10 protein-coding genes are annotated in these 13,266 nt (G+C 33.3%); 5 read left to right on the top strand and 5 right to left on the bottom strand.

What is annotated here, in order from left to right:
* Positions 1 to 108: 108 nt before the first annotated feature.
* Positions 109 to 525: an OsmC family protein gene (locus QLQ96_RS13155; RefSeq protein ID WP_184164718.1), complete on the top strand. Its 417-nt coding sequence runs from the start codon at positions 109 to 111 to the stop codon at positions 523 to 525.
* A 71-nt stretch (positions 526 to 596) separates the two neighbouring features.
* On the opposite strand, the gene QLQ96_RS13150 is transcribed toward QLQ96_RS13155, so the two are convergent.
* Both QLQ96_RS13150 and gyrA read right to left on the bottom strand, forming a co-directional pair.
* The gene (locus tag QLQ96_RS13150; RefSeq protein ID WP_482491083.1) at positions 597 to 1,868 is read right to left on the bottom strand and encodes a tetratricopeptide repeat protein; all 1,272 of its coding nucleotides are present in this window, start codon (positions 1,866 to 1,868) and stop codon (positions 597 to 599) included.
* A 34-nt stretch (positions 1,869 to 1,902) separates the two neighbouring features.
* The gene (gene gyrA, locus QLQ96_RS13145; RefSeq protein ID WP_482491082.1) at positions 1,903 to 4,548 is read right to left on the bottom strand and encodes a DNA gyrase subunit A; all 2,646 of its coding nucleotides are present in this window, start codon (positions 4,546 to 4,548) and stop codon (positions 1,903 to 1,905) included.
* 257 nt (positions 4,549 to 4,805) lie between these two features.
* Between gyrA and QLQ96_RS13140 the strand changes: the two genes are divergently transcribed.
* The 4 genes from QLQ96_RS13140 (at position 4,806) to QLQ96_RS13125 (ending at position 10,115) form a co-directional block, all read left to right on the top strand.
* Positions 4,806 to 7,352 (top strand): ATP-dependent Clp protease ATP-binding subunit, encoded by a 2,547-nt coding sequence (locus tag QLQ96_RS13140; RefSeq protein WP_482491081.1) that lies wholly within the window; start codon positions 4,806 to 4,808, stop codon positions 7,350 to 7,352.
* Positions 7,353 to 7,491: 139 nt separating this feature from the next.
* Positions 7,492 to 8,859: a 30S ribosomal protein S6--L-glutamate ligase gene (gene rimK / locus QLQ96_RS13135; protein WP_482491080.1), complete on the top strand. Its 1,368-nt coding sequence runs from the start codon at positions 7,492 to 7,494 to the stop codon at positions 8,857 to 8,859.
* Positions 8,860 to 8,893: 34 nt separating this feature from the next.
* Positions 8,894 to 9,535 (top strand): hypothetical protein, encoded by a 642-nt coding sequence (locus tag QLQ96_RS13130; RefSeq protein WP_482491079.1) that lies wholly within the window; start codon positions 8,894 to 8,896, stop codon positions 9,533 to 9,535.
* 61 nt (positions 9,536 to 9,596) lie between these two features.
* Positions 9,597 to 10,115 (top strand): DUF421 domain-containing protein, encoded by a 519-nt coding sequence (locus QLQ96_RS13125; protein ID WP_482491078.1) that lies wholly within the window; start codon positions 9,597 to 9,599, stop codon positions 10,113 to 10,115.
* 42 nt (positions 10,116 to 10,157) lie between these two features.
* Here the strand turns inward: QLQ96_RS13125 and QLQ96_RS13120 are convergent, their stop codons facing one another.
* The 3 genes from QLQ96_RS13120 to QLQ96_RS13110 form a co-directional block, all read right to left on the bottom strand.
* A complete protein-coding gene (locus QLQ96_RS13120; protein ID WP_482491077.1) occupies positions 10,158 to 11,513 on the bottom strand; it encodes an SMI1/KNR4 family protein in 1,356 nt (451 codons plus the stop codon).
* A gap of 37 nt (positions 11,514 to 11,550) precedes the next feature.
* A complete protein-coding gene (locus QLQ96_RS13115; RefSeq protein ID WP_482491076.1) occupies positions 11,551 to 11,724 on the bottom strand; it encodes a WG repeat-containing protein in 174 nt (57 codons plus the stop codon).
* 174 nt (positions 11,725 to 11,898) lie between these two features.
* Positions 11,899 to 13,239, bottom strand: a complete 1,341-nt coding sequence (locus QLQ96_RS13110) for an inorganic phosphate transporter (RefSeq protein WP_482491075.1) — start codon at positions 13,237 to 13,239, stop codon at positions 11,899 to 11,901.
* Between the last annotated feature and the right edge of the window lie 27 nt (positions 13,240 to 13,266).

The raw sequence follows: 13,266 nt of genomic DNA, 5'->3' as shown, positions 1-13,266 counted from the left end.
ACAAATTGATAAAGCAGGAATGCAAAATTTTCGGTATATTTGATAGATTACTACAATTTGATAATCACCCCAATAACAATCCAAATTATTAATTTTAATAACTAAAAGATGAAATTTACAAGAAAAGCACACGCTAACTGGAAAGGAACCGGTATGGAAGGTACAGGAACAATCAGCACACAAAGCACAACTTTAGATAACGCACAACTATCTTTTAAAACAAGATTTGCAGATGGAGTCGGAACAAATCCAGAAGAATTAGTTGCTGCAGCACATTCTGGCTGTTTTACAATGCAATTAAGCTTTTTGCTTAACGAAGGTGGTTTTACAGCAGATGATTTAACGACAGAAGCTACAGTAACTTTTGAAGATGGAACAATCACTTTAATTCATTTAGATTTAAAAGGAAAAGTTCCTTCAATTTCTGCTGAAGAATTTGAAAAAACAGCTGCTAAAGCGAAAGAAATCTGTCCGATTTCTAAATTATTAAATACGACTATTACTTTATCTGCAACATTACTTTAAGTTTCAGATTGATGCATAAAAAAACCATCCGCGGGGCAGATGGTTTTTTTTTATTTTTATGTACTAAATAATTAGTTCATTGTAGCTTTTAGTGCTTTTGCTTCAGCAGTCATCTCTAAAGCTTTGTAAACTCCTAACAATGTTTTAGCAACATCATCATTTTTAGGATCTAACTCATTAGCTTTTTTAAGGTAAGGAATCACACCTTTGAAAACACTTTCTCTTTGTGCTTTTAAAACATCGTAACGTTTCATATCTTTTGCAGAAGTACCTAATTTATTCATTTCATCAATGATTGGTTTTTCAGCTTCTAATTTTAAAGCAGCAAGATTTAAGTAAGCATTTGTATAATCAGGATTGATTTCAATCGCTTTTAAGTAATATTTCTCTGCGTCAGCATTATTCTTAGCTCCAGCGCTAATTACTCCTAAATTGAACACTAAATCAGCATTGTTTGGATCTTTCTGTAAAGCCTCACCAACTAATTTTTTGTACATATCGAAGTCTTTAGTCTCAAGGTATAAATTAGCCTCAGTTAAGATTAAAGAACTATCATCTGGATTTGCTTTTCTAGCATCAGCGATTGCTTTTTTAGCATCTTCTGTACGTCCTTTTTGAACTAAGATTAATGCTAAGTTTTTGTAGACTTCACCTCTTTTTGAAGGAATAGCTTCAGTTTTAGGTTTTTCGTGAGTTCCTAATTTAATAGCTAAATCTCTTTCTTTAGCATTAGCAAAGTTATCTTCATTCCCGTTAGCTTTGTTTACAGCTAAGTACAAAGTTCCTTTTCCAGAAAAGTTTAATTTTTTCAACTCTTCATACATTGGCAAAGCAACATCAAAATCTTGTGAATTCACAGCTGTAGAAGCTGCATAGTACAAGTTGATCGTATCTTTTTTATCTAATTCATATGCTTCGTACAATTTTTTTGCACCATCAGCATGTTTATTTGCTTGCGTATCAGCAATTGCAGAATTAATTAATAAACCTTTAATGTTAGTAATTGATGTAGCAGCTTGTGTAGAATATTTTTGTTTTCCAGAAGCTTTTTCTACTTCAATTAATTTTTTGTAACTGTTTGCAGCTGCTAATAAGTTTTTACCCTCTTCAACTTTTTTATTTGCAAGGTCAAGAAAAGCATTTCCTTGAACGAAATAAAATTGTGCCTGCTCAGTATCTTTAGCATTTACAACTAAGTTTTCAGCATCTTTCAGTATTGTAATTGCTCCTTGAGCATCACCACTTTTTAATGCTTTTTCAGCGTCTTTAATTTGATCTTTTTGAGCAAACGTAGCTACTGAGATCAGTAATGCTGATGCAAGTATTACATATTTACTTTTCATAATGATATTTGTTTGTATTTAATTTTTGTTTTAACTATTCTTCAGATTCCTCGTCTTCTGCATCTGCATCGTCTTCATCTTCTGTTGCTTCATCGTCAGAGTCATCATCTTCTTCTGCAGTTCCATCATCTTCAAGAACCTCCATGTCTGGTTTAATTCTTTCAATAGCAGACTCAATTACATTACCGTCTTCATCCAACTCTACTTCTTCTGCATCATCTTTCATTACAGTTGTTACAGCAGCGATAGAATCTTTTCCTTTAAGATTAATCAATCTAACACCTTGAGTTGCACGTCCCATAACACGTAAATCTTCAATTGCCATTCTGATAGTCAATCCAGATTTATTAATAATCATTAAATCATCTGCATCTGTAACAGCATTAATTGATATCAATTTACCTGTTTTATCTGTGATATTAAGAGTTTTAACTCCTTTACCTCCACGGTTTGTAATTCTGTAAACATCTTCTCCATCTTCATCAACCAATTTAGTACGTTTACCATACCCGTTTTCAGTTACAACTAAGATCTGAGATTCAGAAATATCATTTTTATCCACAGTAACCATTCCGATTACTTCATCCGTTTCGTCTTTTAAGGTAATTCCACGAACTCCAGAAGCTGTTCTTCCCATCGGACGTGTTTTAGTTTCTTCAAAACGAACTAATTTACCAGATTTAACTGCTAAAATAATTTGGCTTTCTCCATTTGTTAATTGAGCTCCAATTAACTCATCACCTTCTTTAATTGTAATAGCAGCAACTCCATTAGCTCTTGGTTTAGAATATTTCTCTAAAGAAGTTTTCTTAACCTGACCTTTTTTCGTTACCATCACAAGATTATGCGTATTGATATAATCTTTGTCTTTTAAGTCTTGCGTACAAATGAAAGCTTTTACTTTATCATCACTTTCAATATTTACCAAGTTCTGAATTGCTCTACCTTTTGCAGTTTTGCTTCCTTCTGGAATTTCATAAACACGCATCCAGAAACATTTTCCTTTTTGGGTAAAGAACATCATGTATTGGTGGTTTGTCGCCACGAACATGTGCTCTAAGAAATCCTGATCTCTTGTTCCTGCACTCTTCTGTCCAACTCCACCTCTATTTTGTGTTTTGTATTCGGTAAGATTTGTACGTTTGATATATCCTGCATGCGAAATTGTAATTACTACATTTTCATCTGCAATTAAATCTTCAATACTTACATCTCCACCAGAATATTCGATTTGAGAACGACGCTCATCGCCATATTTATCGCGAATTTCAACTAATTCTTCCTTAATCACATTAGTTCTTAAATTAACATCTGCCAATAAAGCTTTCAAATGCTCAATTAACTTCATTAATTCATCATACTCAGCTCTTAATTTATCTTGCTCCAGTCCTGTTAATTGACGTAAACGCATCTCAACAATTGCACGAGCTTGAATATCAGATAATTTAAATCTTTCGATTAATTTTTCCCTAGCTTCGTCTGTGTTTTTAGATCCTCTAATTAACGCAATTACTTCATCAATATTGTCAGAAGCAATAATTAACCCTTCTAAAATATGAGCTCTTTCTTCTGCTTTGCGTAATTCAAACTGCGTTCTTCTTACTACTACCTCATGACGGTGCTCAATAAAATAATGAATCATGTCTTTTAGATTCAGCATTTGAGGACGGCCTTTTACTAGCGCAATATTATTTACACTAAAAGAAGATTGCAGTGAAGTATATTTATATAAAGTATTTAAAACTACGTTTGGAGTAGCGTCACGTTTTAAGATGTAAACGATACGCATACCATTTCTATCCGACTCGTCACGGATATTGGCAATACCTTCAATTTTTTTCTCGTTAACTAAATCAGCAGTACGCTTGATCATTTCTGCTTTGTTAACTTGATATGGAATCTCAGTAACGATAATACATTCTCTTCCGTCAACTTCTTCAAAACCAACTTTCGCACGCATTACAATACGTCCTCTACCTGTTTTAAAAGCTTCACGAACACCTTCATATCCGTAGATAATACCTCCCGTAGGAAAATCAGGTGCTTTAATATGAGTCATTAACTCATCTACTTCAATATCGTTATTATCAAGGTATGCTAACGTACCATTGATAACCTCAGTTAAATTGTGTGGCGGCATGTTTGTCGCCATACCAACTGCAATACCTGTTGCTCCGTTTACTAATAAAGTAGGAACTCTTGTCGGCATTACTTTAGGTTCGTAAATAGTATCATCAAAGTTCAATTGGAAATCAACTGTTTCTTTTTCGATATCGGCCATAATCTCTTCAGAGATTTTACGCATTCTGGCCTCAGTATAACGCATTGCCGCTGGACTGTCTCCATCGACAGAACCAAAGTTACCTTGTCCGTCAACTAATAAATAACGCATACTCCATTCTTGCGCCATACGTACCATTGCATCATAAACAGAGGTGTCACCGTGTGGGTGATACTTACCTAGAACCTCCCCTACAATTCTCGCAGACTTTTTGTGGGCAGATCTTGATGTTACACCTAAATCATACATTCCGTAAAGAACTCTTCGGTGCACGGGTTTCAAGCCATCTCTAACATCAGGAAGTGCTCTCGATACAATTACTGACATCGAATAATCGATGTAAGCTGACTTCATTTCATCCTCTATGTTAATAGGAATTAACTTTTCTCCTTCAGACATAAGTTGTTATATTAAATAATTATATTAGTTTTCAAAGCGTGCCAAGATACGTTTTTTAAAAATTTTTTCAGCTATTTCCTTACACTTATTTAAATGATTTATTAACAACTTTATTTTCGCTTTTAGTTAATAAATTAAGCGTTTTTTAACTCTTTTATTGTCTTTTTTTTCGTCTATTAGCTGACAGTAGTTCTTGAAGGTATGGTTTTTGTTTTTAAAACTGTAATTCACTAAATTTACAATACCAATTATATATTATGGATGATAATTTTTCACCAAGAGTAAAAGATGTAATTACGTACAGTAAGGAAGAGGCTCTTCGTTTGGGCCACGACTTTATTGGTACAGAACATCTTATGCTAGGTATTTTAAGAGATGGTAACGGAAAAGCTATTCATATACTTAATAATCTAGCAGTCGATTTAGATCATTTACGCAGAAAAGTAGAAGTACTTAGCCCTGCTAACCTGAGCGTTGAAGTAAATGCAGAAAAGAAAAACCTTCATCTTACCCGACAGGCCGAAAGAGCCCTGAAGACCACTTTTCTCGAAGCGAAGGTATTTCAAAGTTCATCAATTAGTACGGCCCATCTGCTGTTATGTATCTTGAGAAACGAAAACGATCCAACAACCAAGCTATTGAATAAACTAAAAATAGATTATGACGTAGCTAAAGAACAGTATTTAAATATGACTCCAAACGAAGAAGAATTCTTAGAAAACTTGCCAAGAAACGAATCATACAATGATGATTCAGGACAAGATGACAGTCTAAAGGAAAGTAGTTTTAATAATCCAGCCAATAAGTCAAACAAAAAATCTAAGACTCCAGTTTTAGATAATTTTGGGAGAGATTTAACAGAAATGGCCGAAGAAGGAAAACTAGACCCTGTTGTAGGACGCGAAAAAGAAATTGAGCGTGTATCCCAAATTTTAAGCCGTAGAAAAAAGAACAACCCGCTTCTTATTGGAGAGCCTGGAGTTGGTAAATCTGCTATTGCAGAAGGACTTGCTTTACGTATAATCCAAAAGAAAGTATCTCGTATTCTTTTCAACAAACGTGTTGTAACTCTTGATCTTGCTAGTTTAGTTGCAGGAACAAAATACAGAGGACAATTTGAAGAAAGAATGAAAGCTGTAATGAACGAGCTTGAGAAAAACGACGATATTATTCTTTTTATTGACGAAATCCACACTATTGTAGGAGCTGGTGGAGCAACAGGTTCGCTTGACGCTTCAAACATGTTCAAACCTGCTTTAGCACGTGGAGAAATCCAATGTATTGGAGCTACTACTCTTGATGAGTACAGACAATATATTGAGAAAGACGGTGCTTTAGAAAGACGTTTCCAGAAAGTAATTGTAGAACCAACTTCTGTTGAAGAAACAATCGCAATCTTGAACAATGTAAAAGACAAATACGAAGATCACCACAATGTGACTTATACTCCAGAAGCTATTGAAGCCTGCGTTAAATTAACGAACAGATATATGTCTGAGCGTTTCCTACCAGACAAGGCGATTGATGCAATGGATGAAGCTGGTTCACGCGTGCATATTACCAACATTGATGTTCCGAAACAAATTTTGGATCTAGAACGTCAGTTAGAAGAAGTTCGCGAAATGAAAAATATGGTTGTTAAAAAACAAAAATATGAAGAAGCAGCCAAACTTCGCGATGATGAAAAACGTATCGAAAAAGATCTTGTAATAGCACAAGAACAATGGGAAGAAGATTCTAAAAACAACAGAATTGAAGTTACAGAAGATAATGTAGCCGATGTTGTTTCTATGATGACTGGAATTCCTGTTAATAGAATTGCACAAACAGAAAGCAACAAATTAGCTCAATTACCTGAATTGATTCAGAATAAAGTAATTGGTCAAAACGAAGCTGTTCTTAAAATTGCACGTTCTATACAACGTAACAGAGCTGGACTTAAAGATCCCAACAAACCAATTGGTTCATTTATATTCTTAGGTCAGACTGGTGTTGGTAAAACACAATTGGCTAAAGTTTTAGCTAAAGAATTATTTGATTCTGAAGATGCTTTAGTTCGTATCGACATGAGCGAATACATGGAGAAATTTGCAATTTCTCGTTTAGTTGGAGCGCCTCCGGGATACGTTGGATACGAAGAAGGTGGTCAATTGACAGAAAAAGTTCGTAGAAAACCATATTGTGTAGTTCTTTTAGATGAGATCGAAAAAGCGCATCCAGATGTATTCAATATGATGCTTCAAGTATTAGATGATGGATATTTGACAGATAGTTTAGGTCGTAAAATTGACTTTAAAAATACTATCATTATCATGACTTCTAACGTTGGTGCTCGTCAGTTGAAAGATTTTGGACAAGGTGTTGGATTCGGAACTGCAGCAAGAACAGCTCAAGCTGACGAAAACTCAAAAAGCATTATTGAGAACGCTTTGAAGAAAACTTTTGCTCCTGAATTCTTAAACAGAATTGATGATGTAATTGTGTTTAATGCATTAGAAAAAGCTGATATTGATTTGATTATCGAAATCGAATTGAAAAAACTTTACTCTCGCATTGCAGAGTTAGGCTATAAACTGAGCTTAACTGATAAAGCAAAAGCATTTATCGCTGAAAAAGGTTTCGACAAACAATTTGGAGCGCGTCCTTTAAAAAGAGCAATTCAAAAATATGTTGAAGATTTGTTAGCTGAAGAAATCATCACTTCAAAAATACATTCTGGTGATGAAATCATGATGGATTTAAAAGATGATTCACAAGAATTATCAGTTGAGATTCACAAAGCAGAAGAGCCGACAAATCAGTAAATTAGTCAAAAATTATAACACATATAATATGCCCGTTACGTTTTCATAACATAACGGGTATTTTTTTTATTAAAAATCACTATCTTTAGTAAAAGCAAATAACTATTTTTGAATTTAAATTACATAATAAAAACAATATATGCTTCAAGAAAAAGTCATTTTAGGCAGTGAAGAATGGTGCTCATTTCCAGAACTCGGAATCCCAACAATAAAAGCTCGTGTGGATTCTGGCGCCAAAACTTCGGCAATGCATGCAATAAACATAGCTCCTTTTATAAAAAATGATGCCAATTGGGTTAAATTTGATATTAATCCGATTCAGAATAATATTAAAACTATTATTCATTGTGAAGCCCCTTTAGTTGATAAAAGAATCGTAAAAAGTTCAAGCGGTTTTAGAGAACACCGTTATGTAATTCAAACAAGTTTAAAAATTGGCGATACAAAATGGCCAATCGAAATGACTTTAACGAATCGTGACTCAATGGGATTTCGTATGTTACTGGGACGTGAAGCCATGAGCGGACGCGTTTTAGTTGATCCTGAAGAAAAATATTTATTAGGGCAGCCAACAGCGGAAGCCTTAAAAGAATTATACCTAAACTCTGAAAAAGCAAGTTCAGGTTTACGAATCGGTGTTTTAGCAAGCAATCCGGAATTGTACAGCAATAAACGTATCATGGAAGCGGGTGAAATGCGCGGCCACGAGATGCATTTTTTGAATATCAAGGAATGTTATATGAAATTGGACGCCAAGACACCTGAAATCCATTATAGAGGCGGAAAAATATTAAATCAATTTGATGCTATCATTCCGAGAATTCGTCCTAGCATTACTTTTTACGGATGTGCTTTAACACGTCAGTTTGAGGCTTTGAAGGTTTTTGTTTTAAATTCAGCTACAGCGATAACACAATCTCGAGACAAATTATATTCATTACAATTACTTTTAAATAGCGGAATTGACATTCCAACAACTGGATTTGCCAATTCTCCGCTTGATACAGACAACTTAATTAAAATGGTTGGCGGCTCACCTCTAATTGTAAAATTATTGGAAGGAACGCAAGGAAAAGGGGTTGTTTTAGCCGAAACAAAAAAAGCAGCAGAAAGTGTTATCAACGCTTTCAAAAGTTTAAATGCCAATATCTTAGTTCAGGAATTTATTAAAGAAGCTAATGGAAAAGATATTCGCTGTTTTGTAATTGACGGTAAAGTGGTTGCGGCAATTCAGCGTGAAGCTATGCCTGGCGAATTTAGAGCTAATATTCACCTTGGCGGAACAGCTTCTGTTATCAAAGTAACCGCAGAAGAGAAAAAGATTGCTATAAAAGCCGCAAAAGCAATGGACTTAAAAGTTGCTGGCGTAGATATTATTCGTTCTTCTAAAGGACCTTTATTACTAGAGGTAAACTCTTCTCCTGGTTTGGAAGGAATTGAAGGTGCGACAAATAAGGATGTCGCTGGAGAAATGATTAGAGCAATTGAAAAGAACTTCAAATTATAACAGTTACATTTCTAATTATTTTAGAATATTATAAATGAGAAAAGTAGTAATCTTTCTAATTTTAATCATAACCGGATGCAGTAAAAATGATTGCTCTACTAATGAAAAGATTAGAAAGATTGAAACTGATAAAATCATCGAGACTTTTATCAAACAAAACCACATTGAGAATTCTAAAGATTCTTACCCCGTTTGCAGCAGTTTCAAAAAACTCAAAATTAATACTGAGAGTATATATGCTCAACCATCAAAAAAGATAGCAATTGTAAAACTCCCTCCTCGTTTACCACGAATATTTGAAAACACAGAAATTTATATTGAAGGACTTTTGAATGCTAACTTAAAAGGAGAAAAAATATTTAACAGCAAGGATTCTATAAACTTTGTAGAACAAAACAATTGTTTTTTAAAATACACAATACCAGAAAAAATATCAAAAAAGCTAAAAACAATTTCAGTATCAAAAATTGATAAAGCTGAAGAATGCATGATATTATCAATACCTATATTTTCTCAAGACAACAAAAAAGCCTATATGGAAATTAACTGTTATCGAAAAGAATTACCATATGGAATATCAGTCTATTTAGAAAAAAAGATACTATTTGGAAAATCATTGACACAAAAAGCACTTGGGCCAAATGCTCTGGCTAAAAAAAACATTAATTACTTATAAAGCTTTGTCAAAATTTTAAAACTTTGGCAAAGCTTTTTTATTTAACTTTAAAATAAAAAAAATGTCTTTTCCATATCTAGATATCGTTTTAAGAAGTATTGCTGTTTATTTTTTTATGACGATCGCTTTACGAATATTCGGCAAGAAAGAACTTTCGCAATTAAACACTGCCGATGTAATTTTGATTTTACTAATCAGTAATTCGGTTCAAAATGCAATGGTTGGTCCAGACACAAGCTTAACTGGCGGATTAATCGCCGCTTTGGTTTTATTCATAATTAATTATATCATTAAAAAGCTAATACATCATTCTAAAGTTCTTGAAGATTTATTGTTAGACAAACCACAAATCCTTATTCACGATGGAAAATTAGATTTTAAAACATTAAGCAAACTTGATATTTCTGACGAAGAATTAAAAGAAGCTATGAGAGAACACGGAATTGAATTTTTCAAAAACGTAAAACTCGCAATGCTAGAAATTGATGGCACAATTAGCATCATCTCTGAAGATGAAAAGAAACTAAAACAAACGCATTACAAACGCAAACATAATCACAAAAACCTTCAGAAATTTTGATTTAAAAAAGACCGATTTCAAAATTGAAATCGGTCTTTTTATTTAATATTGAATCTCTTTTATAGTTTCATTGGTTAGATCAAAAGCTTTAAGCCTATGATTTAAATTGACTAAAATATAATCCTCCTCCACCGGAAACCTTTCTGCAATATTTTTATAATGTTTTAAAAGTTTTTCTTCTTTTACGCCATCTAAAGCTTGTAAAGTAGTGTGTACAATTCTATTTGTTTTATCATTCAAACCTACAATAAAAGTTTCCAGATAATCTGCTTTATTTTCTAATTGCCCAAGAGTATAATAAGCCGTCACTCTTATCTCTTTATTTAAATGAGCAGTAAACGGAATAATTATAGAACCGTAATCTATATTCATTTCTTTCAATAAATAAGTACAAAAACGAAAAGTCTCATCATCATTTATTTTTGAAACATTTTCTTTAATTACTTCTAGCCAATCAGCGCTTTTATCTTTTGCATACCAAAATACAAATTGAAAAACAACAAGTAAATTTTCTTTCGAATATGCTAAAAGATTATCATAAGCGCAATTATAATCAAATTTAGTGAGGACTTGAAGCAGCGTTTCTTTTTCTCTTCCAGATGTTAAATAAAACTGTTTCAATAAAACATCTAAAGTCTCCGAATCAAGATTATCTTTCTTAAGCAAACTTCTTAAACACTCATATTTATCTTCAAATTTATCTGAAGATAAATAAACTTCCAAGATATAATTTACAGAACCACTTAGCGTAAATGTATACAGTAGAATATCATTTTTCATTATCTTTTCTGGTATAATTCCGTCGAGCCATCTTTCGTACCACTCCAAAAAATTCGATTCGTAAGCAAAGAATGGTTTTTTCCTGTCGATATCAATATTAACAACTCTTCCTTTAAATTGCCCATTTAAAATAAGTCCATAATAGTACGTACAACCTTGTGTAGCAATAGGCAGAATTCCTCCAAATATTTTTCCTAACTCGACATCATAATCCTCATCAGAAATATTCTCATCAATCTTTTCTGTTAATTTTTCCCAGAATTCGTCACTCATATTCGGGTATATCTTGCAATCTTGTTTTAGAGCATTTTCAGGATTTTCATAAACAAATTCTTCCAGATTTTTCCCAAAAGGGAATATTCCGTAATCAGGTCCAGCGGCAGAATTTTGATATGAATTTCCACCATTTCCAAGATGCGTCAAAAAAGCTTTATAAGACTCTGGCAGAGAAACGCTATACTCTTTTTCAAATTTTAAAATATCTTCTTCATTTGCTGTTTCTCCTAAAATATATTTATGGTTATTAGCTCCAAAAACCTTAAAATTTTCATCAGCATCTTTTGCTAAAAGCAACTTTATTTTTATTCTTTCAATTTGATTTAAAGTCTCTTTATTCATTATAACATTTCATTTTAACAACATTTTTTAATCCAACTTATTTTCCCACAGGAATCCCTACAATTACTGCTCCATCAACAAAATTATCTGCTTTTTCATATTTTGGAACTACAATTTCTTTTCCTTCTTTATCAATAAAGCCATATTTAAAAAATTTATTATTTAATTGAGCAAAACTAGCTTTTACAACCAGTAGAATTATTTTCTTCATATTTAAAATATTAATGCTGATAAAAATAGATAAAATCTGACGTAATCGCAGCTATTAAAAGCCTTTATTCTTTCACTTTAAAACAAAAAAAAACCGATTTCAAATTGAAACCGGTTTTGTATATCAATAAAAAATGATTATTTCTCACATTTTACAAAATTCATCTTTTACAGATTAAATAAACACGCTTAAAATAAAGTAAACTAAACCTGCCAATATAGCTGAAATTGGAATAGTTAAGATCCAAGCCCAGATTAAACTTACCGTTACTCCCCAGCGAACTGCAGATACACGTTTTGTTAATCCAACTCCAATAATAGATCCTGTAATAGTGTGCGTTGTACTTACTGGAATTTTTAAGTGCTCCGTAAAGTAAAGCGTTAAAGCTCCTGCAGTTTCTGCCGCAACACCTTCAAACGAACTTACTTTAGTGATTTTAGAACCCATTGTTTTTACAATTTTCCATCCACCACTTAAAGTTCCTGCAGCAATTGCAGAATAACATGCTAACGGAATCCAGCTTGGCATTTTAAAAGCTCCATCTTCAGAAGGAAGGGCAACATCTAACCAAGAATCCATATGAACACCTGGATTTGTATTGACATAAACAACAACTGCCGCAGCAATAATACCCATTACTTTTTGAGAATCGTTTCCTCCGTGACCTAAACTAAAAGCCGCAGAAGATAGAAGCTGCATTTTCTTTAAAGCCGCATCCGCTTGATGAAGATTCAAACTACTAAAAATCAAACAAAACCCACTAACAGTTAACACAATAAAAGCGACTAAAAACCATTTAATATTGTGCGGTTCAAATGCAACACTCCAAAAAACTGAAGAAGCGAAACGAGGTTTATGCCCATCTTTTATAATTTCTTCATAAGGAATCATTTGTACATAAACGAACCAGATAGTTGCAAGCATTAAAGCTACAGTAAAAATTTTAGGGCCAATACTTTTACGAGAAGCGTTTAATAACCAAATCGAAATTATATAAGATGCTAAAGCTCCTAGTAGAGGTGCTAAAACAATAAATGCAATGATAATAAGAACTCCCGAGGGCATTCCGCCATCTTTTCCAGCCTTATACCAACTTACAATATCATACCAATGATGTGTCACTCCTTCTGCGTCTACATAACCTGAAAATCCGTGAACTGCAATTGCATGCGCAATGGCTGCACCAGCAAAACCTCCAATAAGTGTATGAGAAGAACTTGAAGGAATTCCTAACCACCAAGTCAATAAATTCCAGCAAATTGCGGCGATAACACCAGCCAAAATTACAACTAGGTCAATCTGCATTGTATCGGCGGTTTTTGCAACAGTATCTGCAACACCAAAACCGAAAACCCAATACGCCAGAAAGTTAAAAAATGCTGCCCAAAGAACGGCCTGAAAAGGCGTCAGAACCTTTGTAGCAACAACAGTCGCTATAGCATTTGCCGCATCATGAAAACCATTGATGTAATCAAAAATTAAGGCTAATACTATAATTAATATAAGTAGCGTCATAAAATTATAACTTCAGATTGAAAAATT

It is taken from the genome of Flavobacterium sp. B167r (assembly GCF_056824315.1).
This window is presented reverse-complemented; position numbering and strand designations above follow the sequence as displayed.

What these genes read in the sequence shown, in the direction of transcription:
- QLQ96_RS13140 (WP_482491081.1), top strand. Translation starts at nt 4,806, where the DNA reads ATGGATGATAATTTTTCACCAAGAGTAAAAGATGTAATTACGTACAGT.
- QLQ96_RS13120 (WP_482491077.1), bottom strand. Translation starts at nt 11,513, where the DNA reads ATGAATAAAGAGACTTTAAATCAAATTGAAAGAATAAAAATAAAGTTG.
- QLQ96_RS13155 (WP_184164718.1), top strand. Translation starts at nt 109, where the DNA reads ATGAAATTTACAAGAAAAGCACACGCTAACTGGAAAGGAACCGGTATG.
- rimK (WP_482491080.1), top strand. Translation starts at nt 7,492, where the DNA reads ATGCTTCAAGAAAAAGTCATTTTAGGCAGTGAAGAATGGTGCTCATTT.
- QLQ96_RS13150 (WP_482491083.1), bottom strand. Translation starts at nt 1,868, where the DNA reads ATGAAAAGTAAATATGTAATACTTGCATCAGCATTACTGATCTCAGTA.
- QLQ96_RS13130 (WP_482491079.1), top strand. Translation starts at nt 8,894, where the DNA reads ATGAGAAAAGTAGTAATCTTTCTAATTTTAATCATAACCGGATGCAGT.
- QLQ96_RS13125 (WP_482491078.1), top strand. Translation starts at nt 9,597, where the DNA reads ATGTCTTTTCCATATCTAGATATCGTTTTAAGAAGTATTGCTGTTTAT.
- QLQ96_RS13110 (WP_482491075.1), bottom strand. Translation starts at nt 13,239, where the DNA reads ATGACGCTACTTATATTAATTATAGTATTAGCCTTAATTTTTGATTAC.
- QLQ96_RS13115 (WP_482491076.1), bottom strand. Translation starts at nt 11,724, where the DNA reads ATGAAGAAAATAATTCTACTGGTTGTAAAAGCTAGTTTTGCTCAATTA.
- gyrA (WP_482491082.1), bottom strand. Translation starts at nt 4,548, where the DNA reads ATGTCTGAAGGAGAAAAGTTAATTCCTATTAACATAGAGGATGAAATG.